Origin of the sequence: Mesorhizobium sp. M0340, assembly GCF_040321535.1 — a bacterium.
Lineage (GTDB): Bacteria > Pseudomonadota > Alphaproteobacteria > Rhizobiales > Rhizobiaceae > Mesorhizobium.
In genome coordinates, this window is record NZ_JAMYRR010000027.1 from 14,099 (window position 1) to 33,773 (window position 19,675).

Annotated in this window: 16 protein-coding genes; 5 read left to right on the plus strand and 11 right to left on the minus strand. The window is 62.4% G+C overall.

Going from position 1 to position 19,675, the window contains the following annotated elements; genetic code table 11:
• Positions 1-37: 37 nt before the first annotated feature.
• Positions 38-2,050: a BTAD domain-containing putative transcriptional regulator gene (locus NKI79_RS27740; RefSeq protein ID WP_352477468.1), complete on the minus strand. Its 2,013-nt coding sequence runs from the start codon at positions 2,048-2,050 to the stop codon at positions 38-40.
• 252 nt (positions 2,051-2,302) lie between these two features.
• Between NKI79_RS27740 and NKI79_RS27745 the strand changes: the two genes are divergently transcribed.
• Positions 2,303-2,467, plus strand: a complete 165-nt coding sequence (locus NKI79_RS27745; RefSeq protein WP_352578265.1) for a YjiS-like domain-containing protein — start codon at positions 2,303-2,305, stop codon at positions 2,465-2,467.
• Between the two features lie 25 nt (positions 2,468-2,492).
• Here the strand turns inward: NKI79_RS27745 and NKI79_RS27750 are convergent, their stop codons facing one another.
• A complete protein-coding gene (locus tag NKI79_RS27750; RefSeq protein ID WP_352477465.1) occupies positions 2,493-3,386 on the minus strand; it encodes a LysR family transcriptional regulator in 894 nt (297 codons plus the stop codon).
• A gap of 119 nt (positions 3,387-3,505) precedes the next feature.
• Here NKI79_RS27750 and NKI79_RS27755 point away from each other — a divergent pair, with 119 nt between their 5' ends.
• Together NKI79_RS27755 and NKI79_RS27760 are read left to right on the plus strand one after the other, a co-directional pair.
• Positions 3,506-4,390 (plus strand): NmrA/HSCARG family protein, encoded by an 885-nt coding sequence (locus tag NKI79_RS27755; protein ID WP_352806064.1) that lies wholly within the window; start codon positions 3,506-3,508, stop codon positions 4,388-4,390.
• A gap of 47 nt (positions 4,391-4,437) precedes the next feature.
• Positions 4,438-4,710, plus strand: a complete 273-nt coding sequence (locus NKI79_RS27760) for a DUF2798 domain-containing protein (RefSeq protein WP_023679921.1) — start codon at positions 4,438-4,440, stop codon at positions 4,708-4,710.
• Positions 4,711-4,800: 90 nt separating this feature from the next.
• Here NKI79_RS27760 and NKI79_RS27765 read toward each other — a convergent pair whose 3' ends face one another.
• The 7 genes from NKI79_RS27765 to NKI79_RS27795 form a co-directional block, all read right to left on the minus strand.
• Positions 4,801-5,448 carry a YiaD family glycine zipper/OmpA-like lipoprotein gene (locus tag NKI79_RS27765; RefSeq protein WP_254817106.1) on the minus strand — a complete coding sequence of 216 codons (648 nt, stop codon included), beginning with the start codon at positions 5,446-5,448 and terminating at the stop codon, positions 4,801-4,803.
• 174 nt (positions 5,449-5,622) lie between these two features.
• Entirely contained in the window at positions 5,623-5,991 is a 369-nt protein-coding gene (locus NKI79_RS27770; protein WP_352477463.1) for a GFA family protein, read from the minus strand.
• Positions 5,992-6,186: 195 nt separating this feature from the next.
• Positions 6,187-6,573 (minus strand): hypothetical protein, encoded by a 387-nt coding sequence (locus NKI79_RS27775; protein WP_352477462.1) that lies wholly within the window; start codon positions 6,571-6,573, stop codon positions 6,187-6,189.
• A 457-nt stretch (positions 6,574-7,030) separates the two neighbouring features.
• Positions 7,031-8,162, minus strand: a protein-coding gene (gene prfB, locus NKI79_RS27780; RefSeq protein ID WP_352451084.1) for a peptide chain release factor 2 whose coding sequence is annotated in 2 segments (ribosomal slippage) — positions 7,031-8,095 and positions 8,097-8,162 — 1,131 coding nt in all. Because the reading frame shifts where the segments join, the coding sequence is not laid out codon by codon here.
• A gap of 166 nt (positions 8,163-8,328) precedes the next feature.
• Positions 8,329-10,785 carry a penicillin-binding protein 1A gene (locus tag NKI79_RS27785; RefSeq protein WP_352508562.1) on the minus strand — a complete coding sequence of 819 codons (2,457 nt, stop codon included), beginning with the start codon at positions 10,783-10,785 and terminating at the stop codon, positions 8,329-8,331.
• 30 nt (positions 10,786-10,815) lie between these two features.
• Positions 10,816-10,998, minus strand: coding sequence for a hypothetical protein (locus tag NKI79_RS27790; protein ID WP_352806067.1), 183 nt, complete (start codon positions 10,996-10,998; stop codon positions 10,816-10,818).
• A 1-nt stretch (position 10,999) separates the two neighbouring features.
• A complete protein-coding gene (locus NKI79_RS27795) occupies positions 11,000-12,262 on the minus strand; it encodes an N-acetylmuramoyl-L-alanine amidase (protein ID WP_352806070.1) in 1,263 nt (420 codons plus the stop codon).
• Positions 12,263-12,930: 668 nt separating this feature from the next.
• Between NKI79_RS27795 and NKI79_RS27800 the strand changes: the two genes are divergently transcribed.
• Positions 12,931-15,909 (plus strand): Rne/Rng family ribonuclease, encoded by a 2,979-nt coding sequence (locus tag NKI79_RS27800; protein ID WP_352806072.1) that lies wholly within the window; start codon positions 12,931-12,933, stop codon positions 15,907-15,909.
• Between the two features lie 96 nt (positions 15,910-16,005).
• Here NKI79_RS27800 and NKI79_RS27805 read toward each other — a convergent pair whose 3' ends face one another.
• Both NKI79_RS27805 and NKI79_RS27810 read right to left on the minus strand, forming a co-directional pair.
• Positions 16,006-16,971 (minus strand): glutaminase, encoded by a 966-nt coding sequence (locus tag NKI79_RS27805; RefSeq protein WP_254817099.1) that lies wholly within the window; start codon positions 16,969-16,971, stop codon positions 16,006-16,008.
• An 11-nt stretch (positions 16,972-16,982) separates the two neighbouring features.
• On the minus strand, positions 16,983-18,131 hold the full coding sequence (locus NKI79_RS27810) for a pyridoxal phosphate-dependent aminotransferase (RefSeq protein WP_352806075.1): 1,149 nt from the start codon (positions 18,129-18,131) through the stop codon (positions 16,983-16,985).
• Between the two features lie 145 nt (positions 18,132-18,276).
• On the opposite strand from NKI79_RS27810, the gene NKI79_RS27815 reads away from it, so the two are divergent.
• Entirely contained in the window at positions 18,277-19,671 is a 1,395-nt protein-coding gene (locus NKI79_RS27815; protein WP_352806076.1) for a M48 family metalloprotease, read from the plus strand.
• Positions 19,672-19,675: the final 4 nt, after the last annotated feature.

The following is a 19,675-nucleotide window of genomic DNA, read 5'->3' on the forward strand; positions in this document are numbered from 1 at the left end:
TTGCGCGTCCCATGGCCGCGCGAAGCGTTGCCGCCAGTCAGTCCGGCAGCCCCGCCTTGCGAAGGCCTTCGATATATCTGCTGCGATCGTCCGGTCGATAAAACGGCGGCAGCACCTCGGCGAGATTCGAGAGCCGCAGCGAGGGATCGACCTCGCAGACCCGGGCCATAGTCTGCTGCGCTTCCGACAGGCGTCCCGCCAGGGCATGACTCGCCGCCACTACACGCATCGCGCTCACGTAGTTCGGTTGGTACCGTAGCGACTTTCCCGCCCAAGCGGCGGCGTCATCGTAGTGGCCGGCACAAAAATGAGCGAGCCCGGTGTTGAATTGCCAAGCGAACAGACGTGGATCCAATGGGCTTAGGCGCATGGCAAGCGCGGCGTGCTCGACGGCCTTGCCTGGCTCGCCAAAGCAAGCCTTGACCCAGCTGCTTAGGCCCCACGCGGCCGCTAGATTCGGGTTGAGAACGAGCGCGCGATCGATGCAAGCCGCACTGTCGTCAAGGTCGCCACCTACGTAGCCGAGGACGTATCCACCGAAGGAAAGCGCAATCGCATCGTCCCTTCCGAGTTCGACCGCTCTCCTGGCCAGTCGAGTAGCCTCGGCATTCTCTTTCGCGCGGTCGACCATCCAGCCGTTGCTTTTTCGGGTGGCGTAGCACCGCGCCGCCCGCGCATAGGCTGCGGCAAACTCCGGGTCACGGTCGATCGCTTTCATGAAGAGGCGCAAGGCATCGTCGATGGCCGATCTACTAGTGATCGTCCGGTCAAAGGCCGCCAGCCCGCGGAGGTAGTAATCATAAGCGTCGAGGCTTTCTGTCGGCTTGCGTTTGGCACGCTCGATCTCAGCCTCCTCCATTTTCGGTGTGATTGCGCCGACAATACTCGAGGCGACCTGGTCCTGCAGATCGAAGACTTCGGCGAGCATCCCGTCAAAACGGTCGGCCCAGAGATAGGCCTCCGTCGAGGTGTCGATGAGCTGCCCGGCGATGCGCAGGCGGTCGCCCGCCCGGCGAACACTTCCCTCGACCACATAGCGCACGCCCAGCTCACGCCCGACCTGCTTTATGTCTATGGACCGTCCCCTGTAGGTGAAGCTCGAATTCCGTGCGACTACGAACAGGTGACGAAAGTGAGCCAAGGCGGTGACAATGTCTTCCACCATGCCGTCGGCAAAATATTCCTGCTCGATATCACCGCTTAGGTTCTGAAACGGCAGCACCGCAATCGATGGCTGGTCGTCGCGCCTCGTCGGGACTGCCAGAACCGGCGCCAGTGATGCGGCGCCAGAGCTTGGCTCCGGCCGCTGATGTTCAGGTCGTTCACGGGACTGCAGGGAAGCCGCCAGCGAGCTTGTCTGCTCTTCAGGCTCGGCGTTCAGATGTTTCCTTAAAGCTGCCCGACACAGCTCGAACTGACGCAAGGCGGCGTTTTCGTGGCCTCGATGAGCGTGGATGCGGATAAGCGCCCGATGGGCTGCCTCCGCCGTCGGATCCGAGGCGAGCAATCTCTCCGCGAGCCCTTCGCAGGCCGTCTCTTCGGCTGAGCCGGGTGCGGGCAGCGCCAGGCTCAGCCGGTCGACCAATTGCAGCGCCTTGCGCTGATACTTGCTCAGATACGGTCCAAACCACTCGTCCAGTTCGTCAGGGATGGCTTGCCCGGCAAGCAGCTCGCCGCGGTAGAGATCGGCGGCGAAGGCGAGATCGGCGGTTCGGCCCTGCTCCAATTTCCTGTCGAAGATCGAGATGTCCGCCTCATCCGGACCGGCAATCAGCGCAACGGTTTCCTGATCCCCATAGATGTAGACGGCTGCATCCGAGCTGGCGGGGAACGTGCGCCTGATGTCGACCAGCGCTTGCCGCAAACTATTGCGGGCCTGCCCGTTGCTTCGCCCCGGCCAAAAGGCTTCGGAAAGCTGCTCGCGACCATGGCCGCGGCGGCCCGCGAGAACCAGAGCAGCAAAAAGGAGCGAAGTCTTGCGTGTGGCGAACCGGACAGGCCGATGCTCCGGGGAAGTAACCGCCAGGCCACCAAGCAACCGGATGCGCACAAATCGTCTCCAGGCTTCTATGCAGCGACAGAATAGCATCTCGGCGGATCGATTTAACACCGATTTAACGGCGGATCGCCGGACTTCTCCCAGTTGTTCACGCACAGCCGAACAGCCCGAAAACCCCTGCGTGGCACGCTCCCATCCGCAAACTCGAAATGGGAGACCAAAACAATGGCTCACACGGCAACTCGCGCTGCCCGCAGCATGTCCAAACGCTTGCTTGGGTCTAGCCTGAAAGGCGCAGCAATGATGATCGCTGCCTTCACGGGATGGCGGCGGACCGTCGCGAGACGCAGAGCACTGGCAGATCTGACGACCGAACAGCTGAAGGACATCGGTCATTCGGAGGTTCATCAACCCGCACTCGATGCCGCCACGGCTGTTCTCATCACGAACTTGATGTCGATGAGGTAAGATCGGCGTTGAGTTTGGTCTGCGCCTAAAGGTTCTTGAGTTCCAGGCGGGATGCCAACAGGTCCAGAAAAGCGCGGACTTTGGCCGAGGATGATCTGCCTTCCGGCCACACGGCGTGTATCGGCACCGGCACTGGCTCGAAGTCGGTCAGAGCCAGCTCCAGGCAGCCGTCGTCCACCAAGTGTTTTACCTGCCAAAGCGGCGAGTAGCCCAATCCCAATCCGTGAACCGCGGCTGCATAGATCGATATCATCAAATTCGACCGGAAGGTGCCCGCGACCTTCACCGGCCGGGGCTTGCCTTCAATCTGAAACACCCATTCGCCTGGGCGGCCGTCGACGGTTCGTACGATGCATTCATGCTCACGCAATTCGAGCGGATGGGCCGGTCGGCCGTGTTGCTGGAAGTAGGCAGGTGCGCCGAACACCACGCGTCGCAGCGCGCCCAGGCGCTTCGCACGTAAATTGGAATCCGGCAAATTGCCGATTCTTACCGCCAGATCGAGACCCTCGGCATCAAGATCGACAAATTCATCGGAAAGCTTGAGGTCAACCTCGACCCGGGGATATGTCCGCATGTAGTCGGCGATAACCGGCACGAGGAAGTCCGGGCCGAACAAAACAGGGGCACTCACACGCAGGATGCCCGATGGCTCCGACCGTCGATTGGCCGCCTGAAGCCTGGCTTCGTTAATTTCCTCGACGGCGGGTTTGATGCGCTGGAAAAAGGCCGCTCCGGCTTCGCTCGGCCTCGAGCGGCGTGTCGTCCTGTGCAGAAGCTCGACCCCGATTGATTCCTCCAATGTCGCCAGGGACCGGCTGACCGACTGCAGCGAGCGGTTCAGCCGGCGCGCGGCAGCCGTCAGGCTGCCATGCTCGACAATGGCAATGAAGGCTTCGAAATCATCTATCCGGCTCATCGCTCATTCTCCCGAAAATCGGGAGAAACTATCGCAAATTCGATTAATTGTAACGCAGTTCGCTAGATTTTATCTTCCCTGCACAGGCCGAAAGGCAGACTCGAGGGAAGGAGATCGTCATGCGAACGTCCAGTCCAACCATCCTGGTCGTAGGCGCCGCAGGCCGCGTTGCCGGTTTGGTAGTGCCTGAACTCGTCGGCCGCAATGCCAGGATTCGGGCGCTTGTTCGTGACGCCGCGAGTGCCGAAAAAGCCCGGAAAGCCGGCGCATCCGAGATCGCGATCGGAGATCTGCGCAACCATCAGAGCCTTGAGCAGGCCGTGAAAGGTGTCGACGGTGTCTTTCACATCGGACCGGCCTTTGCTCCCGACGAAGCCGCCATGGGGGTTGCCATGGTTGAGGCGGCGGCGCGAGCAGGCGTTCGAAAGTTCGTCTTTTCGTCGGTGATCCAGCCGACCAATACGAGGCTGGAAAACCATGCAAGCAAGGTACCCGTCGAAGCTGCCCTCTATTCGACGAACATGGAATACACCATTCTGCACCCGGCCAATTTCATGCAAAATATTGCGGGGGCCTGGCCGTCCGTCGTCGAGCACGGCGTTTTCGCCGAGCCGTTTCCAAGGACGGCGAAGCTCGCCCGCGTCGACTATCGCGATGTGGCTGAAGTGGCGGCAATCGCATTGACCGAAGCACGTTTGTCCTATGCGACCCTCGAGCTGTGCGCCGACGGTATGCACAGCCGCGAAGAGGTCGTCGCCATGATGAGCGAAGCGCTTGGCCGGCCGGTTTCGGCGGGCGAGCCGACATTTAAGGACTGGGCGGCGAAGGCCCGCCTTCCCTATACCGACCGGCAATTGCAGATGCTGGCCAAGGTACACAGCCACTACGCCAAATACGGCCTCGGCGGGAACAGCCTGACGTTGCGTGCCGTGCTTGGCCGCGAGCCGCGTTCGCTGCGAAGCTTCATTCGGGAATTGGCGCTGCAGACGGCATATGCCGCCTGATCGTCCTCACAATAACGCCTATGCATATTTCTGATTAGGAGATTTCGATGCAAGCATCACCGGACCGAGCCTTCAAGTTGAGAAAGCTGCCGCCCTCCTACGGCGCGGTGGTGATGCCGCTGGTTCTTTCGATTCTGATGTCCTCGATTGTCTCGGCGGTTTCGACGGCAATCGGCGCAGGCTGGACGAACGGGTTTATAGCAGCCTGGAGCTATGCATGGGGCGCTTCATGGCTTGTCGCGTTTCCCAGTCTGCTGATTGTGCTTCCGATCGTGCGCCGGATCGTTGCCGCGATTGTCGATCAGCCGGCCCGGTCCTGACATCACGAACGAAGGGTGCCGGCGGCCAGAGGGCCGGCATAGCCATTAGAGCGGCCCCTTGCGGGGCCGCTGCCGGTTCGTGCGCTTGCCTCAGGTAAGCGGCGACAGCTGTATCTCGACGCGGCGGTTCTGAGCCCGGCCGGCAGCGGTCGCGTTGGAGGCGATCGGACGCGTCTTGCCGAAGCCGGTGACGGCGAAGCGGCGGGAATCGACGCCCTGTCCGGACAGATAGTTGGCGACCGCCAAAGCACGGCGCTGCGAAAGGTCGAAATTGTGCTCGTCGCTGCCGGTCGAGTCGGTGTGGCCGAACACGTCGACCGTGGTCTGGCGGAACTTTTTCAGCACAAGGGCCACTGAATTCAGCACCGGATAGAAACCGGCCTTCACCGCGTCCTGGTCGACGTTGAAGGTAATGTCGGACGGCATATTGAGGATGATCTGGTCGCCGGTGCGGGTGACGCTGACGCCGGTGCCCTGAAGCTGTCGGCGCAGTTCGGCCTCGTTCTGGTCCATGGTGGCACCGATGGCACCGCCGGCAAGCGCGCCGATGCCCGCGCCGATCAGCGCGTTGCGGCGGTCGTTACCGCCGGCAAGCATGCCGAGCCCGGCACCCGCCAAAGCACCGAGACCGGCGCCGGCAGCGGTGTTGGAAACCTTCTGTTCCCCGGTGTAGGGATCGGTGGTGCATGCGCTCACGAGCACAGCCGTCGCCACGACGGCGAGCACAATCTTTTTCATACGGTGGTCCCTCTCCATTCCACGGCCGCGCAACGGCGCACCGCATCAGCCCTTCCAGCGACTTGTAACATGAAATGCGGCGAAAAGCGGACCAGCAAAAGCCGTTGCCGCGGCTTTCCCCGGCTCAATTCCACACGCCTGCAGCGGCTCGCGCGACCACCGCAATTCGATCGGCTACCAGAGATTCTTGCCGTCGATGACCACCACTTCGACCGTGTCGAGATCGAAATCGTCGAACAGCCGCGAGTTCACGCTGATCTTCGGATTGTCGAAATTCGGCTCGCCTGTCGACCAGTCCGGCGTCTCGGTGAAGGTGCCACAGCCGCAGGTGGCGCAAAAACCGTGTTTTATGGTTTTCGATCCCCACAGGTAGAACGAGACATTCTCCGGCGAGCTGGTGAGTCTGAATTGCGATGGGGTGTAATAGGCCCACAACGAACCGCGTTTCGAACAGAAGGAACAGGTGCATCGCGTCACCGTCTGCGGCGCTTGCGAAACCTCGAACGTCGTCGCCTTGCAGTGGCAGCTTGCCTTGATGGTCATGAATTGGTCCCTCACAATGCCGCCGCCCCGTACGGCAAAGGCAGCATAAAGAAGCGCTCCTGACAACTGCCAGTCAGCAGGCCTGTGAGCCTGCGATAGGCAGGTTAAAAGTGCTGGAGTGCCGATCGAAGGCTCATCGAGCCAAAGCCGGCGCACCTTCGGGTCAGCCCGTCGGCAAGCTTTGGGCGTCATGCGCTAATAGGACGATGGCGGCACGAACAGGCAGATGGTCTTTCCGTCATTGGCACCGGCAACGGAGCACCAATGATATTCGCCGTCGGGCGAATTCTTGATCCGCTTGTCGCTATAGGCCACGACCTCCCCGGTTCCTTTGATGACATAGCCCTCCGGACGTTCGCTGATCGATGTCTGAGAGACCTCGCGGCAATCATAGCCCGAGCAGCAGGAGAACGGATAGCTCCAGCCTTGCGGCATGGCCGCGGTCGGTTTGGCATCATGCGCCAGAGCAGGCGCCGCAAATGGAATGGCGGCAGCAATCAAAACCACTGCCGCGACAAGTGAATTCAGGAGTCGGCGCGCCGTGCGGGCGACTGGGGCCGGTCTGGTTGTGAGAGCAAGCATGAGCGCAGTTCCTATCAACGGTTGTCAAGCATCTCGCTTGCCCGTTCCCGGAACGTGTCTTCCCAGTGGCCGGATCGTCAGGTCGCAGATACGCCGCGTCCGGCCATAAATGCTTTTTTCCTCCCCAGCGCATGAATGCTGGGCTGGTAAGCAATTGCTGTCGCAACCGAACGCCGACCTCTGCAGTCGGAACCAACCTGCCGCCCTGATTGACGAAACCTGGTCAAGCCCGGCAACGGGATCGCCAATAACGGGATTTGGCTCGCGCTGGTTCCAGGCTTGGCACCGGCGGCCCGCGACATCCGCGTCAAAAGCGGAAATCGATCTTGAAGAATCCGATGAAAAACAAAGTTGTAGAACGACAGGTAAGTGCGAATTGAGAGCTCGTCACTCTCGCGCGGTGGCCGTAACGCTCGCGTGATGAACCCACGTTCCTGCCGGATTGGTGCCCGGCGCCTCAGTCGATATCGGCCACCGTTTCGCCGGCGCCACCTTCGATCCGCTGCGACAGCGAGGCTTCCATGAAATCGTCGAGGTCGCCGTCGAGCACGCTCGACGGGCTGGTGCTCTCGACGCCGGTGCGCAGATCTTTCACCAGCTGATAGGGCTGCAGCACGTAGGACCGTATCTGGTGGCCCCAGCCAATATCGCTCTTCGACGCTTCGGTGGCGTTCGCCACCGCTTCGCGCTTCTTCAGCTCTTCCTCGTAAAGCCGCGAGCGCAGCATTTCCCAGGCCTTGGCCTTGTTCTTGTGCTGGGAGCGCTCGGCCTGGCAGGCAACCGCGATGCCGGTGGCGAGATGGGTTATGCGCACCGCCGAATCGGTGGTGTTGACGTGCTGGCCGCCCGATCCCGACGACCGATACGTGTCGATGCGGACGTCGGATTCGGAAACGTCGATGTCGATCGTATCGTCGATGACGGGATAGACCCAGACGCTGGCGAAGGAGGTGTGGCGGCGCGCATTGCTGTCATAGGGCGAAATCCGCACGAGACGATGCACGCCCGATTCCGTCTTCAGCCAGCCATAGGCGTTGTGGCCCTTGATCAGCAGCGTGGCGGACTTGATACCGGCTTCTTCGCCGTCATGCACTTCAAGCACCTCGACCTTGAAGCGGCGCCGCTCGGCCCAGCGCGTATACATGCGCAGAAGCATCGAGGCCCAGTCCTGGCTTTCGGTGCCGCCGGCGCCGGCATGGACTTCCAGATAGCTATCGTTGGCGTCAGCCTCGCCCGACAGCAGCGTTTCGATCTGGCGCGCCTTGGCCTCGCCGCGCATCGAGCGGATCGCCGCTTCGGCCTCCGCGATGACGCCCTCGTCGCCCTCTTCCTCGCCAAGCTCGATGAGGCCGATATTGTCTTCCAGGGCCTGGGTGAGGCCTTTGACCGCGGCAATGCCTTCCTCGAGGCCCTGACGCTCGCGCATCAGCTTTTGCGCTTCCAGCGGCTCGTTCCAGAGGCTCGAATCCTCGGCACGGACGTTCAGGTACTCAAGCCGCTTTATGGCTTGGTCCCAGTCAAAGATGCCTCCTCAGCAGGGTGATTGCCTGCCTGATCTCGTCGACAATGTTTTGCGTTTCCGCGCGCATGGCTGGCTGTTATGTCCTGTTGCTGGATGGCGGTTTGGTGGCGCGATACATAGGGACGGCACGGTCTCCTGTAAAGCGCCGGCCCCTTTATGTACCGGCCTCCGTAAAGCGGAATGGACCGGCTCGACCATCATCGTCAAGCCGGTCCGACCCGATGCAGCGATTATCAGTAGAGCCCGCCGCCGCCCGACTGGATGGCCTGGTTGGCCTGCGGCGACAGCGCCCCGCCGGTGGCGTTGGAGCCGTCCGCACCCATGCCGATCACCCAATAGCTGTCGGCGGGACCGGTACCCGGCTTGAAGGCTTCGATGATGGTTCCGGCGTCGCCCGCGTTGGCTCGCATGCCGGTCTTGCGATTGATCGCAATCAGCTTCATGCCTTCCGGAACCTTGAAGTCGACATTGGGCGTGCCGTCCAGCGCCACGCGCATGAAATCCTTGAAGATCGGCGCGGCAAGGCCGCCGCCGGTCGCGCCCTTGCCAAGGCCTTTCGGCTGATCGTAGCCCATATAAAGGCCGACAACGAGGTTCGGCGTATAGCCGATGAACCAGGCATCCTTTTCGTCATTGGTCGTTCCGGTCTTGCCGGCGATGTGACGGCCGAGCTCGTTGATGGTGGCGCCGGTGCCGCGTTGCACGACGCCCTCCATCATCGATGTGATCTGGTAGGCGGTCATCGGATCGAGCACCTGCTCGGAATTGTCGACCAGCTCCGGCTCTGGCTGGTTCTGCCACTCGGCGGCGTTGCAGTTCGAGCAGCCGCGTTCGTCCTGTCTAAAGACGGTCTTGCCGTAGCGGTCCTGGATGCGGTCGATCAGCGACGGCTTGATCGACTTGCCGCCATTGGCCATGATCGAATAGGCCGACACCATGCGCATCACCGTCGTCTCGCCTGATCCCAGCGCCATCGGCAGATACGGCGCCAGATGGTCGTAGACGCCGAAACGCTCGGCATACTCCACGACCAGCTTCATGCCCATGTCGTTGGCAAGCCGCACCGTCATCAGATTGCGCGATTTCTCGATACCGGAGCGCAAGGTCGCCGGGCCGGCAACCGTTCCGTCGTAATTCTTGGGCGTCCAGGTCGTGTTGCCGCTCTGGATGGTGATCGGCCCGTCCATGATCACGGAGGCGGGCGTATAGCCATTGTCGAGGGCGGCCGAATAGACGATCGGCTTGAACGACGATCCGGGCTGGCGCATGGCCTGCGTCGCCCGGTTGAATTCCGACTGCGCGTAGGAGAAACCGCCGACCATGGCCAGGACGCGTCCGGTATGCGGATCCATTGCGATCAGGCCGCCTTCCACTTCGGGAACCTGGCGCAAGCTGTAGCTGTTGTCCGAGCCCTCGTTCTTCTGCACGAAAATCACGTCGCCCGGCTTCAGCACGTCGGCCGGCGACTTCGCCTTGACGGTCCTGCCATCGACGACGTGGCGCATGGCGAAGCTCATGTCTTCCTTGCTGACGGTGCCTTCGACGCGGTCCTTGACGATTTCACCGGAGATCTGGCGCGTCGGCTGCAGGCCGATGGACAGGCCGGTGGCAGAGCTGTCGAGCACGACGGCGAGCGACCATTCCGGCACGTCTTCCAATCGCTTGACGTTGCCCAGCGGCACGCCCCAGTCGCCGGAAATGTCGATGCTCGTGACCGGCCCGCGGTAGCCGCGCAGCGTGTCAAACTTCATGAGACCGTTCTGCATGGCCTTGCGGGCAATCAGCTGCATCTTCGGATCGAGCGTCGTGCGGACGGAAAGGCCGCCTTCGTAGAGCGCATTCTCGCCATAGCGCGCGATGATCTGGCGACGCACTTCCTCGGTGAAATACTCCCCGGCGAAGAGATAGTTGCCGGTGCGGCGCGGCGTGACGCCGAGCGGCTCGGCCTTGGCCTTCTCGCCTTCTTCATGCGTGACGTAGCCGTTCTCGACCATCTGGTCGATGACCCAGTTGCGGCGCTCCAAGGCGCGATCGGCATGCTTGAAGGGATGGTAGTTGTTCGGCCCCTTTGGCAGGGAGGCGAGATAGGCGGCTTCGGCAACGGTGAGCTCATTCACCGATTTGTCGAAATAGGTGAGTGCAGCACCGGCGACGCCATAGGCGCCGAAGCCGAAGAAAATCTCGTTGAGATAGAGCTCGAGAATGCGATCCTTCGAATAGGCCTGCTCGATGCGGAAGGCGAGGATCATCTCCTTGATCTTACGCTCGTAGGTCTGGTCTGAAGACAACAGGAAGTTTTTTGCCACCTGCTGGGTAATCGTCGAGGCGCCGACCTGGCGCTTTCCCGAGCCAACATTCTGCAGGTTGACGACAATGGCGCGGCCAAGGCCGGTCACGTCGATGCCGGGGTGATTGTAAAAATTCTTGTCCTCGGCCGACAGGAAGGCCGCCTTGACACGATCCGGGATCGCCTGAATCGGCAGATAAAGCCGCCGCTCACGCGCATATTCGGCCATCAGCGCGCCATCCGACGCGTGGATGCGGGTGGTCACCGGCGGCTCGTATTTGGCCAGCACCTCGTAATCGGGCAGGTCCTTCGACAAATGGCCGATATAGATCGCCACGCCCGCCGCGACCAAAAGGGCCAGCGTCGTGCCGATGCCGAAGAAATAGCCAATGAGACGAATCATACCCGCTCCAGTCCTTGGTTCGGGAATTTCCTAAACGAAGCCGCCCTTCACGCAAGCTTTCGGGACGATCCCAAACCGTAATCGCAAAATCCATGTCGCGACCATGTGGGCAAAATACGGCAGCGCGGGATTTCGGTTTCGAATGCCGGAAATAAAAGCACAGGGTGTTGTCGTCGTGCAACGCTGCTTCAGGTTGTGGGCGCCGGTGGGCATTTCAGCCTCCGGCCCCCGTTCCGCTTCTGGCCGAAGCAAACAGGGCAACTGCATTGGTTATGCTCTGGGTCGCCTTGTTGCGCCAATCCGCGCTGAGCAACTGCGCTTCGTCCTTGGCGTTCGATAGATAGCCGAGTTCGACCAGCACGGATGGAACGTCCGGCGCCTTCAGCACCTTGAAGCCGGCAGAACGCTGCGGGTTGTTGATCAGACCGACGCTGGTGGAAAGCTGGCCGACGAGAGTATGGGCGAAGCTCATCGAAAAATTATGCGTCTCGCGGCGGATCAGGTCGATCAGGATATCGGTCACTTCCTTGCTGTCGTCCTTGATCTCCATGCCGGCGAACTGGTCGGAAAGATTTTCACGGTCGGCAAGCGCCTGCGCCTCGGGATCGGAAGCCTTGTCGGACACGGTGTAGACGGTTGCACCGCGAATGCCCTTGAGGCTGATCGTGTCCGCATGGATCGAGATGAGCAGGTCGGCCTCATGCTGGCGGGCAATGCGCACGCGGTCGTCGAGCCGCAGGAACTCGTCCGTTTCGCGCGTCAGGAACACGTCGTATTTGCCGCTGGCGGCGAGCTTGTTGCGCAGTTCCATGGCAAAGGCGAGCGTCACGTTCTTTTCGACCGTACCGTTCAGGCCCTCGGCACCGCCGTCGATGCCGCCATGGCCGGGATCGACGACGACGGTGAAACGATGGCCCGGATTGGAGACCGGCCCGGTACCGACCCTGCCGGCCTTGTCGGCGGAGACCGTCGAGCCGGTCGTCAGCGCCTGATTGGCGAGCGCTGCGTCGAATTCTCGCTGCGACGCTGCCGACATGTCGATGGCGATGCGGTAGCCGTTGCCGTCACCGTTCTTGAGCACGTCGAGATTGTCGACGGCGAACGGTCCCTTGCCGGTCAGAATCAGCCGCGATTTCCCCTCGCCGAGCTCGCCGTAACGCACTGCGCGGACAAGCCCGCGTGGCTTTACATCCTTGGCATTGAGGGCGAATCTCGTGGCCGGCAGATCGATGACCAGGCGATCGGGGCCGCGCAGCAGGAACCATTTGATGTCGGGCTCGCGGTCGAAATTGATGACGATGCGCATCTTGGTGGCATCGCCGGCCATCTTGTAGCTCGTGGCACCAAGCGGCGCGTCGGCAGCGCGCGAAAGCGGCGAAAAGACCAGGCAAGCCAGGATCAGCGGCAGCAGGCAGGCGGTGCGGAAGAACCAGCCTCCACGATGACGGCCCTTGTCTGCGAAGCTTGCCAGTCCCATCTTTCTACCAGTCGCTCCCGTTTTGGCGTCATGCCCGACCGCTTGTCGAAGGGCCCTGTTGCTTGTCAAAGTGCCGGCAGGCCGCGAACTCGATTAACGATTGGTATCCAGAGAAGGTTAACCAAGCCTTTTCATGGAAGGCTTGGGACCTGTGCTTCCGCTGCGGAACGGCTTTTTGCCGGCATCGGGAATCGGGGTTGCCTTCCAACCCGCCAAATCATAAAAGCGATGGTGGATCACTGCAATCCTGGAACCGTCCTCCTCCGCAGCTTCCTGCTACAGGTCAGACGCAAGACGGCTCCTTTCGCTTCAGGCGAAGAAGGCATCGGTGATCGCGACGATTTTCGCAGGCGTGCTCCCGTGGCGGGGGAATCGCCTGCGTGAGCAAAACGGCCGGGATTGTCCCGTGCCGGCTCTGTATGAGCAAACAAGCTGGTCCGGTTTTTCCCGGGCTTTGGTTCAAAAGGTTCTGCTGGTGACGATGGCTTCAAGCGCAATCATGGAAAGGTCCGCAACAAACCGCGCCACTACGGCTGCGGGCGGCACCGCCATGGCGCTCAGGCAGCGGCCGGCGGACGTTCAATTGTCCGGCACTCATGTTCCAGGTCCACGGCAGCGGGCATTGCCCCGCAAGCTGTGGCCGACGGCTGCCGGGAGGAAACGAAATAATGCCCAACAAAATGCTGATAGACGCCTCCCACCCGGAGGAAACACGCGTTGTCGTCGTTCGCGGTAACCGAATTGAAGAATTCGACTTTGAATCCCAGGACAAGAAGCAGCTCAAAGGAAATATCTATCTCGCCCGCGTAACGCGCGTCGAACCTTCCCTGCAGGCAGCCTTTGTCGAATATGGCGGCAACCGTCACGGTTTCCTCGCCTTCAGTGAAATACATCCCGACTACTACCAGATTCCGGTCGCCGACCGTCAGGCGCTGCTGCGTGCGGAAGCACAGGAAGCCCAGGACGAAGAGGACGAGGAAGCCGCCGAAGGCGAGGACCGCCAGAGCCGCGACCGTGGCAAGCGCGGACGCCGGCGCGGCGGCAAGAGCCGTGACCGCGGCGAGCACAGGCACGAGGCAGGCGCGTCCGACGGCGAGAACGGCGAAGGTGCCGTCGCAGAAAAGCTGGATGCCGCCACCGACAACGAAACCATGTCGGACGTTGCTGGACAGAGCGAGGGTGCAGCCGGACAGAGCGATGAAGTCGCTGATCGCGGCGAGACCGAGCCGTCCGAAGGCGGTTCCAGTTCCATCGCTGCCAGCGTCGATGCCGACGTAATCTCGGAAGCCGTCCCGCAAGTCGAGCTAAGCGAAGCCGAGACGGGCGGGGCCGAGACAAGCGGCGAGGCAACCTCCGAAGACAATGATCGCGGCATGCTGGAAGAGGTGCAATCCTCGCATTCGGACGATCACGAGGTCGAATCGGTCGGCGCCGAAGACGCGCTGGAAGAAGTGCGCAACCGCCGCAAGCCGGTGCGCCGCCAGTACAAGATCCAGGAAGTGATCAAGCGCCGGCAGATCCTGCTGGTGCAGGTCGTCAAGGAAGAGCGCGGCAACAAGGGCGCGGCGCTGACCACCTATCTGTCGCTGGCCGGCCGCTATTCGGTGCTGATGCCGAACACGGCGCGCGGCGGCGGCATTTCGCGCAAGATCACCAATGCGCAGGACCGCAAGCGGCTGAAGGAAGTGGTCGCCGATCTCGAAGTGCCGCAGGGCATGGGTGTCATCCTGCGTACGGCCGGCGAAAGCCGCACCAAGGCAGAGATCAAGCGCGACTACGAATATTTGATGCGGCTTTGGGAAAACGTCCGCAATCTGACGCTGCAATCCACGGCCCCTGCCCTGGTTTACGAGGAAGGCAGCCTGATCAAGCGCTCGGTGCGCGACCTTTACAACAAGGATATCGACGAGATCCTGGTTTCCGGCGAAGAAGGCTACCGCGAGGCCAAGGACTTCATGCGCATGCTGATGCCGAGCCACGCCAAGGTGGTTCAGCCGTTCCGCGACACGACGCCGATCTTTGTGCGCAACGGCATCGAAGCGCAGCTCGACCGCATGCTGCAGCCGCAGGTGACGCTGAAGAGCGGCGGCTACATCATCATCAACCAGACGGAAGCGCTGGTCGCCATCGACGTCAATTCGGGCCGTTCCACCAAGGAGCACTCGATCGAGGACACCGCACTTCACACCAATCTGGAAGCTGCCGAGGAAGTCGCCCGGCAATTGAGGCTGCGCGATCTCGCCGGCCTCATCGTCATCGACTTCATCGACATGGAGGAGAACCGCAACAACCGCTCCGTCGAGAAGCGGCTGAAGGATCACCTCAAGAACGATCGTGCCCGCATCCAGGTCGGCCGCATCTCGCATTTCGGCCTGATGGAGATGTCGCGCCAGCGCATCCGTGCCAGCGTGCTGGAATCGACGATGAAGCCTTGCCCGCATTGCGGCGGCACCGGCCATGTGCGCTCCGATTCGTCGGTCGCGCTGATGGTGGTGCGGGCAATCGAGGAATTCCTGCTCAAGGATTCGCGCAGCCACATCACGGTGCGGACGCCGGCAGCGACCGCACTCTATGTGCTCAATCACAAGCGCGGCACGCTGGTGGAATTCGAGCACCGCTTCGGTGTCACCATCACCATCGAAGCCGATGATACGGTCGGTGCACAACACTATGCCATCTTCCGCGGTGCGCTGGCCGAAAAGCCGGAAGGCTTCGTCGAGGCGCGCACCTTCCCGGCCTATGTCGAGCCGGAAGAACCCGAGGACGAGATCGTCCTCGAGGAGGAAGACGAGGCACCGGTGCAGGCCGAGCAGCCACGCCCTGCCCAGCAGCCGCAGCAGCCAAGGTCCGGCGAGGACGGCGAAGGTCGCGATCGCAAGCGCCGCAAGCGCCGCAGACGGCGCGGCGGCAAGGATCGTGACCACGGCGATCGTGAACACGGGGATCGTGACCACCGGGACCGCGAACATGGCGCTGCTGTGGAAGGTGCTTCCGTTTCGGCGCCGACAGACGATGCCTTGGTAGCCGACGGCGCCCAAGCCGCCGAAGCGGAACGTGAAGCGCCGGCCGGTGTTGCCGAAACGGCGGAAGCGGCGGACGACGGTCACGGCAAGAAGCGCCGGCGCGGCAAGCGCGGCGGCAAGCGCAATCGCCGTGAAGACGGCGAGGACAGCGTCGAAGCCGGCGCCGGCGAGCCAGCCGCCATGACGGAAGGTGCCGTGTCGGAAGCAGAGCCCGTGACCGGCGAGCCGGAAGGTGCCCCGCCGGCCGAAGAGCTTGCGGTGCTTGCTCCGGCGAACGACGACATGCCGAGCGCCGAAAAGCCGAAGAAGCCGCGCCGCGCCGCCAAGCCGAAGAAGGTTGCGGCGGAAGCAGTTGCCGAGATTGCGGGCGCCGAGACATCGGCTGCCGAGGCCGCCTCAGTGGCTTCCGGCGAGACCCCCGCGCCGTTGTCGCCGGAGACCGAAGTGGCGGCTGCCGAGGAAACGCCGAAGGTCCGGCCGTCGCGGCGCAAGCCCGTACCGGTGGATGCTCCGGTCGTGCCGGTCGTCTCTTCGATCGTCGCCGACGAGGCAAAGACCGAGGAAGCAAAGACCGAGGACAAGCCAAAGCGTGCCGGCTGGTGGCAGCGGAAGGGCTTTTTCTAAGCCTTTCCGTGCATTAGCCAGACTTTCTGATTAGAAAAGTCCCGCGTCGCCGATCGGCTGCGCGGGATTTTTTTGCTCCAATTGCAGGCGACGACACTATGGTGCGAAGATCGACCAGTTCATTATCTTCGCCAGTTTTTCCAGTGCGATCGAGCCCAGCCTGGAATTGCCGTTGGCATTGAGGCCAGGCGACCAGACGGCAAGCGAGGCGACGCCCGGCACGATTCCCAATATGCCGCCGCCAACGCCGCTCTTGCCAGGAATGCCGACGCGGAAAGCGAAGTCGCCGGAGCCGTCATAGTGGCCGCAGGTCAGCATCATCGCGCCGATGCGGCGCGCGCGCTCTGCCGAGACGACGGAATGCCCGGTCGCCGGGTTCTTGCCGCCATTGGCGAGGAAGCGGCCAGCCAGGGCCAGTTGCCGGCAGCTCATGGCGATAGCGCAATGGTGAAAGTAAACGCCCAGCGCCAGTTCCGGCGCATGGTGGAGATTGCCGAACGATTTCATGTAATTGGCGAGCGCGAAATTGCGAAAGCCGGTGGCGCGTTCGGACGCCGCGACCTCGCGGTCGACGATGATCGTGTCGTCGTCGGCCAGGAACTGGATGAAGCGCAGGATCTCGCCGATCGCCTCGCGCGGCTGATGGCCGGCAAGCAGGATGTCTGAGACCACGATGGCGCCGGCATTGATGAATGGATTGCGCGGAATGCCGTTCTCGTGCTCGAGCTGGACGATCGAGTTGAACGGATTGCCCGAAGGTTCGCGCCCAACCCGCTGCCACAGCGCGTCGCCGACATTGCCGAGCGCCAGCGTCAGCGTGAACACCTTTGAGATGCTCTGGATTGAAAACGCCTCGTCGGCGTCGCCCGCGGTCAGCACGCGGCCGTCATTGGTCACCGCGGCGATGCCGAATTTTTTCGGATCGATCTTGCCCAGCTGGGGAATATAGCTGGCGACGTCGCCGCGATCGGTACGCTCCGCCATTTCGGTGGCGACCTCGCGCAAGGCCTGTTCAAGCTGGGGCGCCTGTTCAAGTTGAGACGCCTGTTCAAGCTCCGGCATCGTCGCCCCCGCTACTTCAGCCAGCGTTCGATACGCGCCATCGCCTCGACCATGTCGTCGTGGCTGCCGGCGTAGGAAAAGCGCATCGTGCGATGGCCCTGCAGCGGGTCGAAATCGCGGCCGGGCGTCGCCGCCACATGCGCCTCGGCCAGCATCCGGCGCGCAAACGCCATGCTGTCATTGGTGTGCCTGGTGACGTCGCAGAAGGCGTAGAACGCGCCGTCCATGGGCGCGGCCAAAGCAAAGCCGAGCTCCGGCAGGCGTTGCATCAGGAGCTCGCGGTTCCAGGCATAGCGCGCCTTCACCGCTTCCAGCTCTGGCGTCGCCTTGAACGCCTCGATCGCGGCAATCTGGGACAGCTCGGGCGGCGAGATATAGAGGCTCTGGGCGATGCGCTCGACCGGCCGCACCAGTTCCTGCGGCAGCACCATCCAGCCGATGCGCCAGCCGGTCATGCAATAATATTTCGAGAAGGAATTGATCACCGTCACATCCGCGCCGAAAGAAAGCGCGGTCGTGTCGGGCGCCGCATAGGCCAGCCGGTGATAGATTTCGTCCGAGATTACGGCGATGCCGAGCTCTTGCGCCGTCTTGACCAGCGCCTCGATATCGCCGGTGGGAATGACCGCGCCGGTCGGGTTGGCCGGACTGGCGAACAGCACGCCCTTCAGAGGTTTTTCGCGATGCGCGGCTTGCAGGTGCTCGGCATGGAGATAGGCGGCGCCGTCCAACTCGATCTCGGCGATGTCGATGCCGAGCACGGCCATGATGTTGCGATAGGCCGGATAGCCGGGGGCGGCGATGGCGACGCGATCGCCTGGATCGAACATCGCCAGAAAAGCAAGGTTGAAGGCAGCCGACGATCCGGTGGTGACGGCTATCCGCTGGGGCGAAACGTCAAGCCCGTAATGCTCGCCATAATGCGCCGCGATCGCCTTGCGCAGACCGGCGAGGCCCAGCGCGTCGGTATAGCCGATGCGGCCTGCTTTCAAGGCATTGGCCGCCGCTTCGCGAACCCCGGCTGGCGCCGGATCGGAAGGCTGGCCGACGGCCATGGATACGACTGGCAGGCCCTTGGCTTTCAGCCGATTCGCCTCGGCCAGGATGTCCATGGCGTGGAACGGTTCGACCGCGCCGCGGCGCGAAAGCGAAACAACCATTTTTCAATCCACCACACTTGTCCGCGCGTGCCGGCCATGCTGGCCGCGCCGCACAAATGCCCGATTGGTGTGGGGATCACAAGTTCGGTAAGTTTAGGCTGCCGACTTTTCATCCTTCGCCCACTCGTCTACCAGTGGACCTGCCATGTTGAGCCGACCCAAATCGACGATCGCCAGGACAGCGCGCGCCTTCGCGACGCTTGCGCTTGCCGTGGTGGTCGCCATGGCCGGCTCGGTCGATGCGTTTGCGCAGAATGTGCCGGTGGTGCGCGATGCCGAGATCGAGGCGCTGGTACGCGACTACGCGCGGCCGATCTTCAAGGCGGCCGGCTTGTCGGGCGACGCCATCAACATCGTGCTGGTCAACGACCAGAGCTTCAACGCCTTTGTTGCCGGCCGCCGCATGTTCATCAACACCGGCGCGCTGATGACGGCCGAAACGCCCAACGAGATCATCGGCGTCATCGCCCACGAGGCCGGCCATATCGCCGGCGGGCATCAGCAGAAACTGCGCGAGCAGCTCGAACGTGCCAAGACGATGGCGATACTGGCGACGCTGCTTGGCGCCGGCGCCATGGTTGCCGGCGCCACCAGCAACAGCCGCGGCCTCGCTGGGGCCGGCATGGGCGTGATGGCCGGCGGCGGCGAGATGGCGCAACGCAGTATCCTCGCCTATCAGCGCACCGAAGAGATGACCGCCGACCGTTCGGCAATCGCTTATCTGAATGCAACCGGCCAGTCCGGCATGGGCATGCTGAAGACGTTCGGCCGTTTCCAGAACGCATTGTCGCTCTCGGGCGCGCAAGTCGATCCCTATCGCATCAGCCATCCGATGCCGCAGGAGCGTATCGCCAATCTCGAAGTGCTGGTGAAGCAGAGCCCTTACGTCGACAAGGTCGACCCGCCGGCACTACAGCAGCGCCACGATATGATGCGCATCAAGATCGCCGCCTACATGCAAGGCCAGGCGGCGGCGTCACGATTGATGCGCAAGAACCCAGGCAGCCTCGCCTCGCGCTATGGCGACGCGCAGATGACCTATCTTTTCGGCAATCTGGCTTCGGCGCTCACCAAGACCAACGCGTTGATCAAGGAACAGCCGAAAAACCCGTATTTCCAGGAATTGCGCGGCGACATCCTGATGAAGGCGAACCGGCCGAAGGATGCTGCTGACGCCTATGCCAAGGCGGTCAGCCTCGATCCGGCGCGATCCGGGCTGCTGCCGGTGTCTTACGGCCAGGCGCTGATGGCCATCGGCACGGAGGATTCGCTGAAGAAGGCAGTGGCGCAGATCAACACCGGCCTCGGACGGGATCGCGAAAACGCCGACGGATACCGCTATCTGGCACAGGCTTATGGGGAACTCGGCAACATCCCGGCCGCCGAGCTTGCAACCGCCGAAGGGCATTTCTATTCCGGCGACTACAAGAATGCGAAGATCTTCGCCATGCGGGCGCAGCAGAGTATGAAGCGGGGCGAGCCGGGCTGGCTTCGCGCGCAGGACATTATAAACTACGCACCATCAGGTAAGAAGAAGTGAACCT